The 17,088-nt window shown below is 67.1% G+C and carries 14 protein-coding genes and 2 pseudogenes; 11 read left to right on the top strand and 5 right to left on the bottom strand.

The window, feature by feature from the left end; translation table 11 throughout:
• From MCHLDSM_RS03135 to MCHLDSM_RS36955, 3 genes and pseudogenes are all read left to right on the top strand, one after another.
• Positions 1-303, top strand: a pseudogene (locus MCHLDSM_RS03135) (4-hydroxy-2-oxovalerate aldolase); the annotation flags it as partial.
• Position 304: 1 nt separating this feature from the next.
• Positions 305-635, top strand: a pseudogene (locus tag MCHLDSM_RS03140) (4-hydroxy-2-oxovalerate aldolase); the annotation flags it as partial.
• A gap of 31 nt (positions 636-666) precedes the next feature.
• Complete coding sequence (locus MCHLDSM_RS36955; protein ID WP_412178248.1) at positions 667-789, top strand: 4-hydroxy-2-oxovalerate aldolase family protein; 123 nt, start codon at positions 667-669, stop codon at positions 787-789.
• 84 nt (positions 790-873) lie between these two features.
• Here MCHLDSM_RS36955 and MCHLDSM_RS03145 read toward each other — a convergent pair whose 3' ends face one another.
• Positions 874-1,743, bottom strand: coding sequence for an SDR family oxidoreductase (locus MCHLDSM_RS03145; RefSeq protein WP_048468836.1), 870 nt, complete (start codon positions 1,741-1,743; stop codon positions 874-876).
• A 37-nt stretch (positions 1,744-1,780) separates the two neighbouring features.
• Positions 1,781-3,409 carry a flavin-containing monooxygenase gene (locus tag MCHLDSM_RS03150; RefSeq protein WP_234713838.1) on the bottom strand — a complete coding sequence of 543 codons (1,629 nt, stop codon included), beginning with the start codon at positions 3,407-3,409 and terminating at the stop codon, positions 1,781-1,783.
• A gap of 132 nt (positions 3,410-3,541) precedes the next feature.
• On the opposite strand from MCHLDSM_RS03150, the gene MCHLDSM_RS03155 reads away from it, so the two are divergent.
• From MCHLDSM_RS03155 to MCHLDSM_RS03180, 6 genes are all read left to right on the top strand, one after another.
• Complete coding sequence (locus MCHLDSM_RS03155) at positions 3,542-4,621, top strand: ferredoxin--NADP reductase (protein WP_048468838.1); 1,080 nt, start codon at positions 3,542-3,544, stop codon at positions 4,619-4,621.
• Positions 4,622-4,720: 99 nt separating this feature from the next.
• Positions 4,721-5,902: an acyl-CoA dehydrogenase family protein gene (locus tag MCHLDSM_RS03160; protein ID WP_048468839.1), complete on the top strand. Its 1,182-nt coding sequence runs from the start codon at positions 4,721-4,723 to the stop codon at positions 5,900-5,902.
• A gap of 13 nt (positions 5,903-5,915) precedes the next feature.
• On the top strand, positions 5,916-6,824 hold the full coding sequence (gene bphC / locus MCHLDSM_RS03165; RefSeq protein WP_048468840.1) for a biphenyl-2,3-diol 1,2-dioxygenase: 909 nt from the start codon (positions 5,916-5,918) through the stop codon (positions 6,822-6,824).
• Complete coding sequence (locus MCHLDSM_RS03170; protein ID WP_048468979.1) at positions 6,821-8,299, top strand: FAD-dependent oxidoreductase; 1,479 nt, start codon at positions 6,821-6,823, stop codon at positions 8,297-8,299. The genes bphC and MCHLDSM_RS03170 overlap by 4 nt, the downstream gene beginning before the upstream one ends.
• Before the next feature lie 237 nt (positions 8,300-8,536).
• Positions 8,537-9,361, top strand: coding sequence for an IclR family transcriptional regulator (locus MCHLDSM_RS03175; RefSeq protein WP_048468980.1), 825 nt, complete (start codon positions 8,537-8,539; stop codon positions 9,359-9,361).
• A complete protein-coding gene (locus MCHLDSM_RS03180; RefSeq protein ID WP_048468841.1) occupies positions 9,358-10,281 on the top strand; it encodes a LipP1 family hormone-sensitive lipase in 924 nt (307 codons plus the stop codon). Before MCHLDSM_RS03175 ends, MCHLDSM_RS03180 begins: the two co-directional genes overlap by 4 nt.
• Here the strand turns inward: MCHLDSM_RS03180 and MCHLDSM_RS03185 are convergent.
• Positions 10,258-11,496, bottom strand: coding sequence for an NADH:flavin oxidoreductase (locus MCHLDSM_RS03185; protein WP_048468842.1), 1,239 nt, complete (start codon positions 11,494-11,496; stop codon positions 10,258-10,260). The genes MCHLDSM_RS03180 and MCHLDSM_RS03185 overlap by 24 nt on opposite strands.
• A 480-nt stretch (positions 11,497-11,976) precedes the next feature.
• On the opposite strand from MCHLDSM_RS03185, the gene MCHLDSM_RS40180 reads away from it, so the two are divergent.
• On the top strand, positions 11,977-12,579 hold the full coding sequence (locus tag MCHLDSM_RS40180) for a Dabb family protein (RefSeq protein WP_048468981.1): 603 nt from the start codon (positions 11,977-11,979) through the stop codon (positions 12,577-12,579).
• Positions 12,580-12,587: 8 nt separating this feature from the next.
• Here MCHLDSM_RS40180 and MCHLDSM_RS03195 read toward each other — a convergent pair whose 3' ends face one another.
• On the bottom strand, positions 12,588-13,475 hold the full coding sequence (locus MCHLDSM_RS03195) for an SDR family NAD(P)-dependent oxidoreductase (protein ID WP_048468843.1): 888 nt from the start codon (positions 13,473-13,475) through the stop codon (positions 12,588-12,590).
• Positions 13,472-15,397 (bottom strand): flavin-containing monooxygenase, encoded by a 1,926-nt coding sequence (locus tag MCHLDSM_RS03200; RefSeq protein ID WP_048468844.1) that lies wholly within the window; start codon positions 15,395-15,397, stop codon positions 13,472-13,474. Before MCHLDSM_RS03200 ends, MCHLDSM_RS03195 begins: the two co-directional genes overlap by 4 nt.
• Positions 15,398-15,499: 102 nt before the next feature.
• Between MCHLDSM_RS03200 and MCHLDSM_RS03205 the strand changes: the two genes are divergently transcribed.
• Complete coding sequence (locus MCHLDSM_RS03205) at positions 15,500-17,086, top strand: acyl-CoA synthetase (protein ID WP_048468845.1); 1,587 nt, start codon at positions 15,500-15,502, stop codon at positions 17,084-17,086.
• Positions 17,087-17,088: the final 2 nt, after the last annotated feature.

Genomic DNA, 17,088 nt, shown 5'->3' on the forward strand with positions numbered 1-17,088 from the left:
TCATGGCCGATGCGGGCTGTCAGTGCGTGTACGTGGTGGATTCGGCGGGTGCGCTGGTGCTCGAAGGGGTGGCCGACCGAGTCAGCGCGCTGGTGGCCGAACTCGGCGACGACGCCCAAGTGGGTTTCCACGGCCACGAGAACCTCGGTCTGGGGGTGGCCAACTCGATCGAGGCCGTCCGGGCGGGCGCCAAGCAGATCGACGGGTCGTGTCGCCGGTTCGGCGCCGGAGCGGGGAACGCGCCGGTCGAGGCGCTGATCGGGGTGTTCGACAAGATCGGGGTCAAGACCGGGATCGATTTCTNGCCAAGCAGATCGACGGGTCGTGTCGCCGGTTCGGCGCCGGAGCGGGGAACGCGCCGGTCGAGGCGCTGATCGGGGTGTTCGACAAGATCGGGGTCAAGACCGGTATCGATTTCTTCGACATCGCCGACGCCGCCGAAGAGGTCGTCGCGCCCGCGATGCCAGCCGAATGCCTGCTGGACCGCAACGCGCTGATCATGGGCTACTCGGGCGTCTACTCCAGCTTCCTCAAACACGCCATCCGCCAGTCCGAGCGCTACGGCGTGCCCGCGCACAAACTGCTGCACCGCGCCGGCCAACGCAAGCTCATCGGCGGCCAGGAAGACCAACTCANCACGCCATCCGCCAGTCCGAGCGCTACGGCGTGCCCGCGCACAAACTGCTGCACCGCGCCGGCCAACGCAAGCTCATCGGCGGCCAGGAAGACCAACTCATCGACATCGCACTGGAGATCAAACGCGAAATGGACGCCGCCACAACCTCCTGACCCACCGACCGCACGGTTTCTGACGCAGAACGCGCGACGTGGTGTCAGAAACCGTGCACTCGCAGCGTCGCGGTGGTGACGTTCTCAGCGGTCTTGGTGACGCGTTGCCGTCGAGAATGCTGCCATCCGATACAGGTACCGCGGGATCGCCCTGATGGGAACACGGCGGGGCCAGTGGTCGGCGCGGAAGTACGCATCAGATCCGCCGTCGACGAAGATGACACTGCCACAGAGGAAGTCGGCCGCGTCGGAGAGCATGAAGTGTATCCAGGCCGCGATGTGGTCGGGATCTCCGAAGCCGCCGACGGGCACCGGAAAGTTCTTGACGGCTTTGGCCTGCCGCGGTGAGGAGAGCTGTTCACCCAGCAACGGAGTGTTGATGGCCCCGGGCGCGATCGCGTTGAGCCGGATCCCGGCACCCGCCCACATCGGCTGCACCGCCGTCCGGCGGACCCAGCGTGCCACGGCGATCTTCGAAGCGCCATATGCCATCGCCGGCGCGGCCGAGCCGAACATCCGGACAACCCGCAGGGCGCCGGGAAGGTCGCCGCGCAGGAGGGCGCGCACGGCGCGACCGGGCACCATCGGCATCGTCGTCGCCGAATTGCTGCCCACGACAACGACCTTGGCTGATCCCGCAGAAGCTAAAGCTGGTCGCCAGGCCTGTGCGAGTTCGACGACACCGAAGTAGTTGACCGACAGGATGTTTTCCGCACTCCCCCGCCCGGGGCGTGGCCCGACCCCGGCGGCCATCACCGCGCCATCGAGGTGTCCGTCAGAGGCGGCCAACACCGCCTCCGTGGCGTGTGCGCGCCCGTGGGAGGTGGACAGGTCGGCGGTGATGTCGGCTTCGTGGCGATCGACGGTGATCACCCGGTGCCCATCGTTCCGCAGTCGTTGCGCGGCCGCGTATCCCATCCCTGACGCTGCACCGGTGACTACATGGACTCCCAATGCGGAACCTCCGTCCCGTTATGCCGACGGCCACAGATCACGGCACCTTGAGGAGTTCGAATCCCTTGTATCCCGCCGCAGCCACCTCGTTGCAGATGTCGAGATAGGTGCCGAACCCGCCGATGAAGAGCATGAACTGCCGGGGTTTACCCGGCACGTTGGCGCCCATGTACCAGGAATTGGCCTGGGTGAACAGCGTCGCCTCGGCGCGCTGCGCGCATTCGGCGATCCAGTTCTCGACGGCTTCGGCGGTCGGTTCGATGGCGGCGTACCCCCGGTCGTCGAGGTAGGCGATGGCCTCGGCGATCCAGTTCACGTGTGCTTCCGCGTGCAGCACCATGTTGGCCAGCACGGCGGGCGCCCCCGGTCCGGACACCAGGAACAGGTTGGGGAACCCGTCGGTGCCCAAGCCCAGATAGGTCCGCGGCCCGGCAGACCAGTCGTCGACCAACTTCTGTCCTTCGCGGCCGGTGATGTCGACCTTCGCCAGCGTGCCGGTCAGCGCGTCGAAACCGGTTGCCAGCACCAGCGCGTCGATGTAGTAGTGCTTCTCCGAGGTGCTGATGCCGGTCCGGTCGATCGACTGGATCGGCGTCTCACGGACGCTCACCAGAGTGACGTCGGCACGGTTGAAGGTCTGGAAGTAGTTGGTGTCGGTGCAGATCCGCTTCGTTCCGATCGGATGGTCGGTGGGGATGAGCAGTTCGGCGACGTCGGGGTCGTCGATGACGGCGCGAATCTTCTCCTCGTAGAACTTTCGGGCTTCTTCGTTGGCCTCCAACGAGATCATCTGGTCGCTGAAGGTCTTGGAGAACAGCACGCCGCCGAGTTCCCAACGCTTTTCGAAGGCGGCGCGGCGCTCCTCGGGGGTGGCCTCCATGGTCAGCTTCGGATGAGCGACATGCGGTGAGCCGCCGCCGCTGCGCCAGGACATGTGTCGGCGCTCCGCGTAGTTCGCTTTGATGTCGGCGACCTCGTCGCTACTGAGTGGTCGATTGCCGGCCGGCACACTGTAGTTGGGGGTGCGCTGGAACACGTAGAGGTGCTCGGCCTGCTCGGCGATGATGGGGATCGACTGGATACCCGAGGATCCGGTACCGATGACCGCGACGCGCTTACCTGTGAAGTCGACGTCGTCGTGCGGCCAGTGGGCGGTATGGTAGATCTGGCCGCCGAAGGTGTCCAGCCCGGGGAAGTCCGGCGTCATCGCGGCCGACAGCGGTCCGGTGGCCATCACGACGAACCGGGCATCGATCACTTCACCGGTGTCGGTGCGCACCGTCCACCTCAGTGTGGATTCGTCGAGTGCCGCACCCGTGACACGGGTGTCGAAAGTGATGTCGCGCCGCAGGTCGAGTTCGTCGGCCACCCAGTTGATGTAGGCGAGGATCTCGCGTTGGGTGGCGTACTTCTCCGACCACGTCCAGCGCTGTTGCAGGTCATCGGAGAACGAGTAGCAGTAGTCGACGCTTTCGACGTCGCAGCGCGCGCCGGGGTAGCGGTTGTAGTACCAGGTGCCGCCGACGTCGGGGGCGGCTTCGAAGACCCGCACCGACAGGCCCTGCTCGCGAAACTTGTGCAAGGCGTACAGGCCGCCGAATCCGGCGCCGACCACAACCGCGTCCACCACCGCGGCGGCCTCGCGTGCGTTCGATCCACTGCTCACGCGCCGAACGGTAGGCCCTCTTCGATGCGCTGCCCGTTGGATCTCCCGGTCACCGGACGCCATGACCCGATCTCCCGGCCATCGGACCGAACGGGTTGGCGAGGGCCGCGACGACCGCCAGGATCAGCGCCCATGACCGACCTCGAAACCGACACCGAGATCGTCGGCGCGGGCCCTGGGGTGGTGGTCCGGGTGGCCGAGGTCATCGACGAGAGCGCCGACGCCCGATCGCTGGTGTTCGACATCCCCGACGGCGAACGCGACGTGTTCGCCTACCGGCCCGGACAATTCCTGACGGTCCGGGTGCCCAGCGATAAGACCGGATCGGTGGCCCGCTGCTACTCGTTGGCCAGTTCCCCGCACACCGATGCGGCCCCGAAGCTGACCGTGAAACGCACCGTCGACGGATACGCCTCGAACTGGTTGTGCGACAACGTCTCCGCTGGAGACCACCTCGAGGTGCTCCCCCCGGCGGGGGTGTTCACCCCGGCAGACCTCGACGCAGATTTCCTGCTGTGGGCCGCAGGCAGCGGCATCACCCCGGTGATGTCCATCCTCAAGTCGGTGCTGTTCGCCGGCAGCGGACGGGTGGTGCTGTGCTATTCCAACCGCGACGACGCCTCGGTGATCTTCGCCGCGGAGTTGCGTGACCTGGCCGCCCGCTATGCCGGCCGCTTGACCGTGCTGCACTGGCTGGAGTCGCTACAGGGACTTCCCACCTGCGCACAGATGAGTGGTTTCGTCCGCACCGTGTTCGGCGGATCGACCGCCGTCGAATCGTTCATCTGCGGTCCGGCCCCGTTCATGGCCGTGGTCAAGGAATCCTTGAGTGAGGCCGGGGTACCGCGCGAGCGGATCCACCTCGAGGTCTTCCAGTCGCTCTCCGGTGACCCGTTCACCGACGATGCCGGCACCGCGGCGGCGCTCGCCGACGATGCCGACGCCGCCACCGTGCGCGTCGACCTCGATGGTCAGGCCCATCAGTTGCGATGGCCGCGGCGCGCCACGCTCGTCGAGACCATGCTGGCCGCCGGCCTGGAGGTGCCCTTCTCGTGCCGGGAGGGCCAGTGCGGGTCGTGCGCGGCGACGTTGGTGCGCGGTGAGGTCGACATGGCCACCAGCGACATCCTCGAACCTGACGACATCGCCGAGGGACTGATCCTCGGCTGCCAAGCCCGGCCAATCACCGACGACCTTCACGTCGAATTCTGAATTCGCTCTGCGGGGCTTCCGCTGACCGGGAAAACCAACCACCGCGTCTGACGCGGAGGTACACCATTACTGACAGCCAGCGACGAAGAGGACCACGACATGACTGAGCGGGTAATCGACCGGTTGAGCGAATACGCCGAGCAGATGCGCACCCAGGGCGCAGAAGCCGAGAAGATCGGCAAGCTCACCGACGAGACGGTCAAGATGATGAAGTCGGCGGGCAACATCCGCCTGCTGCAGCCCACCGAACACGGCGGCCTGCAGGTGCATCCACGCGAGTTCGCGGAGACCGTCATGGCCACGGCGGCATTGGACCCGTCGGCCGGCTGGATCAACGGTGTGGTGGGCGTGCACCCTTACCAGTTGGCCTATGCCGATCCGCGGGTGGCTGCCGAGATCTGGGCAGACGACGTCGACACGTGGGTCGCCTCACCGTACGCTCCGCAAGGCGTCGCCACGCCGGTCGAGGGCGGCTACATCTTCAACGGTCGTTGGCAGTTCAGTTCCGGCACCGACCACTGCGACTGGATCTTTTTGGGCGCCATGCTCGGTGACGCCGAGGGCAAGCCGCTGATGCCCCCGCAGATGCTGCACATGATCCTGCCGCGCGCGGACTACGAGATCGTCGACGACTCGTGGAATGTGGTCGGACTGCGCGGCACCGGCTCCAAGGACGTCATCGTCAAAGACGCTTTCGTGCCGGCGTATCGAACGATGGACGCGATGAAGGTGATGGACGGCACGGCCCAACGCGAAGCCGGGATGACCGAGACGCTCTACCTCATGCCGTGGTCGACGATGTTCCCCCTGGGCATCAGCGCGGCGACCATCGGCATCGCAGAGGGCGCGCTGGCCGCCGCACTCGACTATCAACGTCAGCGCGTCAACTCCAGCGGCGTGGCGATCAAGGACGATCCCTACGTCATGTACGCCATCGGCGAGGCTGCCGCCGACATCAACGCCGCCCGCCAGGAACTGTTGGCCAACGCCGACCGCATCTACGACATGGTCGACTCCGGTCGTGAGGTGTCCTTCGAGGAGCGTGCCGCAGGGCGGCGCACCCAGGTTCGCGCGGTGTGGCGCGCCGTGTCAGCAGTCGACGAGATCTTCGCGCGCTGCGGCGGTAACGCCGCCCGCATGGACAAGCCGCTGCAACGGTATTGGCGTGACGTACACGTCGGACAGGCACACGCCATTCATGTCCCCGGCACCGTCTATCACGCGTCGGCACTGAGTTCCCTCGGCGTCGACCCGCAGGGTCCGCTGCGGGCCATGATCTAGGGAGGACCCAACCGTGGGACTAATCAAGAGCCTCGGCTACGTCACCGTGGCGGCTACCGATATCGACCGGTGGCGCCACTTCGCCTACGACGTCCTCGGTTTCGCCCGCGGACACGGTCCGGACTCCTCCGCCCTGTACCTAAGGATGGACGAACGCGCGGCGCGCATCATCGTCATCCCCGGTGACGTCGACAAGATCGTCACCGTCGGATGGGAGGTCCGCGACCACGCCGATCTCGAACAGGTCAAAGCGACCCTCGACGGCGCAGGCGTGCCCTACAAGCAGCTCTCGTTGGAGGAAGCCGACGCGCGACGCGTCGAGGAGGTCATCGCGTTCGAGGACCCGGCGGGCACCTCGCTCGAGGTGTTCCACGGCGCGGTACTCGACCACTCCCCCGTCGTCACTCCCCACGGAGCCCGCTTCGTCACCGGCGGGCAGGGGCTGGGCCACGTCGTCCTGCCTGCCCTCGACGTCAACGGACTGTTCGAGTTCTACACCGAGGTGCTCGACTTCAAATCCCGCGGCGCCTTCCGCGTCCCGGTACCTCCGGAGTTCGGACCCGTGCGCGTGCGGTTCATGGGAGTGAATCAGCGCCACCACAGCCTGGCGATCTGCCCCGCACAAACGCTGCGCGACCCTGGCCTGATCCACCTGATGGTCGAGGTCGACACCCTCGACGCCGTCGGTCAAGCACTCGACCGGGTCAACGCCGAAGGATTCCAGCTGTCGTCGACGCTGGGACGGCACACCAACGACAAGATGGTGTCGTTCTACGTGCGCGCCCCCGGCGACTGGGACATCGAGTTCGGCACCGAGGGCATGCTCGTCGACGAGGAGCACTACACCGCCGAAGAGATCACCGCCGACAGCTACTGGGGTCACCAGTGGGTGTCCGACCTGCCCGCGGCCATGCGCCCGTGACACTCGGCGGCGTCGGCGATCGATTCGTCGTTCCGATCCCCGCTGCGGCCGTCACCTCGTGGCACCACCAGGCCGACGTCGTGATCGCCGGATACGGCGTCGCGGGCGCGGCAGCCGCTGTGGAGGCCGCCCGCGCGGGCGCCGAGGTCCTGGTGCTCGAGCGCAGTGGATCCTGGGGTGGGGCGGCGGCGATGGCCGGTGGATTTATCTACCTCGGTGGCGGGACCCCGATCCAAAACGCCTGCGGCTTCTCTGATTCCGCGGACAACATGGCCGCGTACCTCAATGCCGCCATGGGCCCGGGCGCCGACGAGCACCGGATCGCCGACTATTGCGAAGGCAGTGTCGCCCACTTCGAATGGCTGACCGGCTGCGGCGTGCCTTTCAAGGCCGAGTTCTTCGATCAGCCCGGCTGGGAGCCCCTGGGCGATGAAGGGCTGATGTACAGCGGCGGAGAGAATTCCCACCCCTTCAACACGATCGCCGACCCCGCGCCGCGCGGCCACGTGCCGCAGATGCAGAACAAGAAGCAAGGGGAATCCAGCGCCGGCTTCATGCTGATGAAGGGCCTCGTCGAGACAGCCACCGCCGCAGGGGCCCGGGCGTTGTACGACGTGCGCGTGCAGGCGCTGATCGTCGAATCCGACGGCCGCGTGGTCGGTGTTCGGGCCCGCCGCTACGGCACGACGATCGACATCCGCGCCCGGCGCGGCGTGGTGCTGGCGACTGGGAGCTTCGCCTACAACGACGACATGGTGGCACGGTATGCGCCACGCATCGCAGGCAGGCCGGCCGCCCCGATCGAACAACACGACGGACGCGCGATCAGGATGGCCCAGGCGCTCGGCGCAGACCTCGCGCACATGGACGCCACGGAGGTGGCGCTGTTCGTCGATCCGCAGCAACTGGTACGCGGCGTCCTGGTCAACGAACGAGGCCAGCGCTTCGTCGCCGAAGACACCTACCCCGGCCGGGTCGGCCAGCTCACCCTGTACCACCAGAACAACACCGCCTACCTGATCCTCGATGAGACCGCGCAGGCCGACGCGATGGCGTCCCCCTCGCCGCAGCTGATGATGCGCCCACCGACCTGGGTGTGCGAAACGGTCGCCGAGCTCGAGGCCGAGATCGATTTGCCGACTGACTCACTGCAATCCACCATCACCGCCTACAACGACGGCGCGGCCGAGGGCCTCGATCCGCTGCTTCACAAGAAGCCGCGGTGGCTCCGGCCGCTCGGATCGCCCATTGCCGCGATCGACCTGCGCGAGTCCACGGGCGGGTTCACCCTCGGTGGACTACACACCACACTCGATGCCGAAGTCCTGCACGTCAGCGGAGATCCGATCCCCGGACTCTTCGCCGCCGGTCGCTGCAGCGCCGGACTGGCGGCCTGGGGCTATGCCAGCGGCGTCTCGCTGGGCGACGGCAGCTTCTACGGACGCCGCGCCGGACGCGCCGCCGCGCGCGTCTGACCTCCGGCACTCGCCGTTCGACGACGCATCGGCGTCACACGTGGGGCCACCTCCCCCGGTCAGCAGCTGTCCGCGTGCACTCCGCGATCGACACGCGGCGTCACCTGTTTTGTGTGACAGCGCCCACACCAGTGTGCTACAAAGAGGCATATGACTAATAGGCATATGCCTCTACGGCATGCGCCTCGGACGGAGGAGGACATCGTGACGGTTGCGGTCGAGAAGGCTGTCGACAAGATGACGGAAACCCCCAGCGCGGTCATCGACCGCATCTCGCTGGTTCTCGACGCCTTCGACGGACCCGGGCGCCTCACCCTGGCGCAGATCGTGCGCCGCACCGGGCTTCCCCGCTCCTCCGCCCACCGCATGCTCGAGCGCCTGGTTGCACTGCGCTGGCTGCGTCGCGACGGCCGTGACTACGAACTGGGCATGCGACTGGTCGAATTGGGCTCGCTGGCGCTGCATCAGGACCGCATCCACCGTGCCGCGATCCCACTGTTGCGCGACCTGCATCGGGCCACCGGACTGGTGGTGCACCTCGCCGTGCTCGACGGCTCGGACGTGGTGTACCTGGAGAAGATCGGCGACCAGATGGCTGCCGCCATCCCGACGCGCGTCGGGGGACGTCAACCGGCGCACTGTACGGCCGTCGGAAAGGCGATCCTCGCCGACAACGAGAATGCCCTCGTCGATCTGTCGACCCGCAAGACCCGCTACTCCATCGCCAACGCCGCCCAGTGGAATGCCGAACTGGCCCGTGTGCGTGCCCATGGGATCGCTGTGGAGCGCGAGGAATCCCTGCCCGGCTTCGGATGCGTGGCCGCGCCGATCGGCCCTGCCGGTCAGGCGGTGGCCGCGGTGTCGGTGTGTGGTCCGATCTCGCGGATGACCTTCGACCATCGCATGGCGGCGCCGGTGCGCATGACCGCGATGGGCATCTGGCGCAACGCCGAAGACGGGCCCGACCGCGTCGCACCCACGCTGCAGCCGCTTCGCCCGTTGCGGGGCGGGCCCGCGCCCCGGCCCATGAAGGCGCGTCACGCGACCCTACTGCCGGCGTGACGCTCGACCCGCAGGTCGCTTCCATCATCGAGGCACTCGATTCAGGGTTCCCACCCGTGCACGAGATGACCGGCGCCCAGGCGCGCGCCACCATCAGTGCCCGGTTCGTCGCCAACCCGGCACCCGAGCCGGTTGCCGTGGTGGAGAACCATGACATCGCCGTCGACGGGGGCACTGTCGCTGTCCGGGTCTACCGCCCCGACGCTCCGCAACCGTTACCGCTTCTGGTCTACGCCCACGGCGGCGGGTTCGTGTTCTGCGATCTCGAGAGTCACGACGGGCTCTGCCGCAACGTGGCCAACCTTGTTGACGCGGTGGTGATTTCGGTCGACTACCGGCTGGCACCCGAGCACCGTTGGCCGACGGCCGCCGAAGATCTGTACACCGCTGTCGAGTGGGCGGTCGACCACGCCGCCGACTTCGGCGCCGACCCCGCCCGCGTGGCCGTCGGCGGTGACAGCGCCGGAGGCAACCTCGCCGCGGTGACCGCGCTGATGGCCCGTGACCGCCGGGGCCCGGACCTGGCGGCCCAGCTGCTGCTCTATCCAGTGATCGCGGCCGACTTCGACACGCCCTCCTACCGGGCGTTCGGAACCGGGTACTACAACCCTCGCCCCGCCCTGCAGTGGTACTGGGATCAATACGTGCCAACCGTCGACGATCGCTCCCACCCTTATGCGAGTCCCCTGGGTGCCGACCTCGTAGACCTTCCGCCGGCGGTGGTGGTGCTCGCCGGGCACGACCCGCTGCGCGACGAGGGCGTCGCCTACGCCGACGCGTTGTCGGCGGCGGGCGTGCCAGTGACCCGTTGCCTGTACGAGGGTGGCATCCACGGTTTCATGACGATGCCGATGCTCGACATCGCCCACGAGGCCCGCCGCGAGGCCAGCCAGGCCTTAAGACAGGTGCTCGACCGGTAGCGACGCCGTCTCCGGCGCGCCCTCCCCCGACGCCACCGGTCCGTAACGCTGGTCCGGGTCGAGCACGCAGTGCGTCCGCTCGAACACGGTGACCATGCACTTGTTGTTGTGGTTGCAGCGGCTGCGTGACGCCGGCTCGGCCATCATCGTCTTCACGCGGTCGGGTTCGCGCAGCAGCGCCCGCCCGATGGCGAAGAAGTCGAATCCCTCCGCCATGCCGGTCTGCAGGTGGGCGCGTTCGGTGATCCCGCCCAGCAGGATCAGCTTCGTGTTGTTCATCAGCGGCACGAATTGGCGTGCCGCATCGAGCATGTAGAGATCGTGGTAGGGATAGTCGCCCATCGCCCGCTTGCCCACCAGCCGTATCGCCGGACGCAGCAGTGGCGGCATCACCCTCGCGAACTCCTTCACCGGCGCATCCCCCCGGAAGAGGTACATCGGCTTGTAGACCGACGATCCCTGCGTCAACTCCAGCGCATCGAGGATGGCGTCGGTGTCGAGCAGTTGCGCGGTACGCAGCGCCTCGTCGATCCAGATACTGCCGGGCACTCCGTCATCCATGTCGAGCTTGGCGATCACAGCGATCTGATCCCCCACGACCGTACGAACGTGCGCGGCGATCTCGCGCACCAACCGTGAGCGATTGTCGATCGATCCGCCGTAGCCGTCTTTTCGCCGGTTGATCAACGGACTGAGAAAGGAGCTGGGCAGATACAGATGCCCGAAGTGCAACTCCACCGCATCGAAGCCCGCATCCACGGCTACCTGGGCGGCCGTGCCGAATTGCGCGATGACGGTGCGGATCTCCTCGACGGTGATGGCACGGCAATACGCCATCGACGTCGGGTTGACGTATCTGCTGGGCGCCACGGCAGTCACTCCGGTGAGCTTGCGGGGCGCCACCACTCCGGCGTGGCCGAGTTGCGCCGAGATCGCCGCGCCGGCGTCGTGCACCGCGGCGGTGAGCCTCCGCAGGCCCGGCAACGCGGCCGCGCTCATCACGATCTGCCCTGGCGCGCTCGCCGCCTGGGGTGACACACAGCAGTACGCCACGGTCGTCATGCCGACACCGCCCTCGGCGAAGCTGCGATGAAAGGCTATGAGGTCGTCGGTCACCTGACCGTCGGGTGACCGGCCCTCCGAGGTAGCAGCTTTGATGACCCGGTTACGTAGCGTCACCGGTCCCAGCTGGGCAGGACTGAACGGATCACTCATCGAACCACCATCGCCCCGGCTGCATTGACGGTCAACGGGAGCTCCCGGCAGCCGGGAACGCCGCCGCGGCAACGCCCGGGACCGCCGTAACCTCGCGCCATGAGTGAGGTCTTCGTCGTCGACCGGGTGACCACTGCTGCAGGCTGCGCCCGCGACTTCATCGACGCCTACCTCACCGGTTACGCCCCCGGCGCGCGCGAGCGCGGAATGACCCTGCGTGACGTGCTCGTGAGCCCGCCCATCTGGTTTCCCGACCGCACCAACGTCGTCACCATCACGTGGGTCCTACCCAGCCCGCTGGCGTGGTGGCAGATGACCTGGCAGGGCCGGCCGGATCCGACAATCGCTCAATGGTGGGACGGCGTGGGCGATCTCATCGTCGACCGCACCCGCAGCGTCGCGGGCGCCGTCGAGGCTGTCGAGGGCTCGCCCACCGCCGGCAGCGCGCCGTCCGATGCGCCCGCCACCTCCACGGTCGGAGTGACGCGGCTGATCGACGTGGCGGAATCCGACCGCGACCGGATCCTGACCGAGCTGCAGGCCGCTGCGGCGCGTAGCGGAGCCACCCGAAGCGTGGTCGCCCCAACCCTGCCGGGGTCACGTAACGGTGGAGACATCCTGGTCCACCTCCGATTCGACGACCCACAGGCAGCGGCCGGAACTGATTTCGACGCCGCGCTGTCCGACCCTGCCATCTCCCGTGTCAACGGCGCCACATACCGCGGCAGCGCGGTGCGTAGCTCAGTCGGTACCGTGTACCGGGCTCTGCTGCTGCGCGTTTCACCCGAGGCCGACGCTGCGACAGTCGCCGAGTTCGAACGCGAGTTGGCGATGATGCCGCTCTACGTCCCGACGATCGCGGCATGGCAACTCAGTCGGGTGGACGACGCGGTCGGCACCACCGGGTGGACCCATGTGTTCGAACAGGAATTCACCGACGTCGACGGACTGATGGGCCCCTATCTGATGCACCCCGTGCACTGGGCTGTCGTCGACCGGTGGTTCGATCCCGAGACCACCGATGTGATCGTCCGCGATCGGGTGTGCCACAGCTTCTGCGACCTGGACGCCCCGTTGCTCTAGCGAGTTTCTCAGACGCCGGCGGGCAGGATGTTCGGATTCGCCGCCGCCGGAGGCTCCAAGGGCTCCAGCACCGTGCGTCCGTCCAGGGAGTGCACCTTCAGGTTCTGTGACCACGGGTAGTGCAGACTGAAGGCCACCAACCCCGTCCGTGCTTCGGCGGGGAGGTGACACATGGCCAGCACGGTCTCGGCGAGGTACTCCACGGGTTCGGTGGGGAAGCTGTTCGGTATCAACGGCGCCGCGCCGGGGGTGCGCACCGCCGTGGAGGGACCAACGCAGTTGACCGCGATGTTGGCGTCAAGCAACTCGGCAGCGACGCCCTGGGTGAAGCGATGCAACGCCGCTTTGCACGACGCGTAGATCACGTCGCCCGCCGTTTTGTTGTAGTCCCGGTAGGGACGGACGGGCGCAACGCCGGTCACCGAACCGATGTTGACGATCCATCCGCCACCCCGACGGCGCATGTGCGGTATGGCCGCCTGGGTCAACGCGAACGGTGTCGTCAGGTAGTGGGCCACGGTGCGGTCGAAGGTGGCACGCGGCATGTGTTCGACCACCGAGTAGTCAGCGAAGCCCGCGTTGTTGACCAGGATGTCGATGCCGCCCGCGCGGTCCACCACCGTCTGCACCAACCCGTCCCGGGCCGCGTCGTCCTCGAGGTCAGCAGCCACCCCGAACGCCGATCCACCCGCTGCCTCGATGAGTGCGATGGTCTCGTCGATGGTGCCGGGGATCGCTTCACTCGTGCCGGCCCGCAGCGACGGTGAGGGCTGGTGGGAGCGGGCCGTGACCGCGACGGTGGCACCTTCGGCAGCCAGCCGCTGCGCGATGGCCCGCCCAATGCCACGGCTGCTTCCGGTCACCAAAGCTGTCTTGCCCGAGAGTAATCCGCTCATCGCAGCACGAAATCCGATTCGACGGGTGCGCGGTGTTCCTGCCAGAGGTCGACCAGCCGGAAAGGGGTGGCGACGACGACTCGGCCCGACTCCGACCGATAGTAGGTGTGGGCATTGGGCGTGTGACACCACACGGTGTTCTGCATCGCTGCGTCGACAGCGGCCACGTAATCGGAGAACGCACGCTCGGTGACCTCGATCGTGGCCGCTCCGCGCAGGGCCATCAACTGCAGACATTCGATGATGTAATGCGCCAGCACCTCCATCGAGAAGTTGGCGCCGGCACCGTGCCCGGGACTGTAGTTGGGCGCCGAAGTGATGAACAGATTCGGGAACCCCGGCACGGTCCCGCCGCGGTATGCGCGCGGACTGTCGCCCCACTCCCCGGCCAGGGTCTTGCCGTCGCGACCCCGGATGTCCACCGTGGACAGGAAGTCCAGGTGATAGCCGGTCGCGTAGATGATCACGTCGAGGTCGATCTGGCGGCCGTCGGCGGTGACGATGCCCGCGGCGTTGACCTGAGCCGGCTCGCTGGCTTCGACGTCGACGTGGTCGCGGTTCAACGCAGCGTAGTAGCCACCCGGGTCGCGGATGATGCGCTTGCCGTAGGGCGCGAAATCCGGGGTCACCTTGCGGGCCAACTCCGTTCCCGCGCCGAAAGTCTGGTCGATGTAGTCCAGACAGATCTTCAGCAGGACATCGTTGGTCGGGTTGATGGAGAGGTGAGTCTTGGACCACTCCGGGTCCTGCAGGATGATCGGGTAATTGTTGTCAGCGGTGCCCCAATAGGACTTCACGCGGTGCCACATGGCGTAGTACGGCAGCACCCGGCCGAGGTGGCGGCGATGTTCGGGGACTTCGTCCGAGAGCCGTTTGCGCGGTGCCACCCAGTGCGGTTGGCGCTGGAACACTGTCAGATGTTCGACCTCGTCGACGCACGCATCCACGATCTGCACCGCCGTGCAACCCGCGCCGATGACCGCCACCTTCTTACCGGTCAGATCCAGATCGGGATCCCACCGGGCCGAGTGGATGCTGACACCACCGAACGTGTCTCGGCCCTTGAGGTCCGGGAACCGGGGGCGGTTCAGGTAGCCCGCTGCGGTGACCACCACCCGTGCGTGGTCCACCGATTCCGTGCCATCGGTGCGGCGGGTGTGAATCTCCCAATGATGTTGCTGCTCATCCCAATGCAGTGCTTCCACCTCGGTGCCGAACCGGATCTGGTCGCGCAGGCCGTGCTTGTCGGCCAGCGCCACCAGATACTTCTGGTATTCCCCGCCCTGCGGGTAATAGTTCGACCACTCGGGGTTGACCTCCCGCGAGAGCGAGTAGTAGGCCGATGGGGTGTCCACACCGATACCGGGGTAGGTGGTGGTCAGCCAGGTGCCACCCACTTCCTCGTTGCGGTCGTAGACGGTGAAGTTCACCCCTTCCTCGGCGGCAGCCAGGGCGACCGCGATACCGGCCAACCCGGCGCCGACGATCGCGACGCTGGTGGTCGTCGGAATCGGAACGCTGCGCGGCAGCGTCGGTGTCGAGGGCCGGAAACCACCTTGCTCGAGCAGCAGGTCGACCTGCTCGTCGTCGACCTCGCCGCCCAGTGCCACCGGCAACAGCCTGGCGAAGAACTCACGGTCGTCGGGGGCCGGGGCGTCGGCCGGCCGCTCGGCATTCACGGCAGCGATGATCTCCTCGGCCAGTGCCTGCGCGGTCTGCGGATCGGTCCGCCCCGCCCGCTCGGGCGGATCGGGGACGTAGGAGATCCTGTCGGCGTACCGGTCGATCACCGTCGCGTCCCCGGTCATCTGCGCCAGCACCGCCACGAGCACACCGGGATCAGCCTGCAACAGATGGGCACGCAGAACGTCTGGCTCTGTCCCGCTGGCAGCCGGTGACGATGATTCCGTGGTGGCGGTCATGGTTGCGAGTATCGAAGCAGCGGCGCGTCGATGGTGCAGGCCTGTCTACTGAGCGGGAGACGAACCACCGCGACGCGCAGACTCATGCCTACGCTGCGGCTCATGCATCACGACGACCTTGCAGGCGTCATCGCCAGGGCCCGCGGCCACAGCCTCGCCGACATCCCCCGTCGCTCGGCGCGCAGACAGCCCGACAAGACCGCGATCATCGATGGCGAGGTCGTGCTGTCCTTCGCCGAGTTCGATCACTACGTCGACCGAGCCGCAGCAGCCCTGCGCGACAACGGACTCGGCCCCGGTGATCGGTTGGCGCTGCTGTCGCGCAACTGCTGGCAGTACGCGGCACTGACGTTCGCCACGGCCCGCGCCGGTGTCGTGCTGGTACCGATCAACTTCATGCTCACCGCCGAGGAGATCAGCTACATCCTGGGGCACAGCAAGGCGCGAGGATTCATCGTGGAGGCCGATCTCGTACCGGCCGCCGAGCAGGCCATGAAGCTGGGCACTGTGGTGACCACCCACGCTGCGCTCGTCCCGCCGGGTCACACGCCGCCTGCGGGTTGGCCCGATCTCTCTGCGTGGCTGACGACCACCAGCCCTGCACCGGACTGCCGACTCGACGACGACCAGTTGGTGCGGATCATGTACACCAGCGGCACCGAATCCCGCCCCAAGGGCGTGATGCACAGCAGCCGCAGCCTGATGTGGCAGTACATCAGCACCATCGTGGCGGGATCGATGTCCGGCGACGACGTCGAAGTGCACTCGCTGCCGCTCTATCACTGTGCCCAGCTGGACAACTTCCTGGCCACCGACCTCTACCTGGGGGCGACGAGCATCATCCTTCCCCGCCCCGATCCCGAGCTGGTCTTGCGCACCATCGAAAGATACGACGTCACCAACTATTTCGCACCGCCCACCGTGTGGATCAGCTTGTTGCGCAGCCCGATCTTCGACGAGGTGGATCTCTCCAGCCTGCGCAAGGGCTACTACGGCGCATCGCCGATGCCCACCGAGATCCTTCACGAGATGCGCCAGCGACTGCCGCAACTGCGGTTGTGGAACTTCTACGGTCAGACCGAGATGGCGCCGTTGGCCTCTGCGCTGGGTCCTGACGAGCAGGACGCCCACGCCGGGGCGGCGGGGCGCCCGGTGGTCAACGTCGAAACCGTGATCCTGGACGAGACCGACGCTGCGGTGGCGGCCGGCGTCGTCGGCGAGATCGCCCACCGCAGTCCGCATCTGATGCTCGGCTACCTCGACGACGTGGACAAGACGGCGCAAGCGTTCTCCGGGGGCTGGTTCCATTCCGGGGATCTGGGCTTCTACGACGAACACGGGCTGCTGCACGTGGTGGACCGCAAGAAGGACATGATCAAGACCGGCGGGGAGAACGTCGCCAGCCGCGAAGTCGAGGAAGTGCTCTACCGCCACAGTGGTGTTCAAGAGGCAGCCGTGTTCGCGCTGCCGCATCCGCTGTGGGTGGAGGCGGTCGTCGCGGCGGTCGTCCCGCGCGCGGACAGTGAGCTGACCGAGGACGACGTGGTGGCACACTGCCGCGAGCACCTCGCCGGCTTCAAGACGCCCAAACAGGTGTTCTTCGTCGACGCCCTGCCGAAGAACCCCAGCGGGAAACTGCTCAAACGTGACCTGCGGCAGCGGTTCACCCTTCACCCCGTCCACCATTGAGA

The sequence above is a fragment of the Mycolicibacterium chlorophenolicum genome (genome assembly GCF_001044235.1).
Taxonomy (GTDB): Bacteria; Actinomycetota; Actinomycetes; order Mycobacteriales; family Mycobacteriaceae; genus Mycobacterium; species Mycobacterium chlorophenolicum.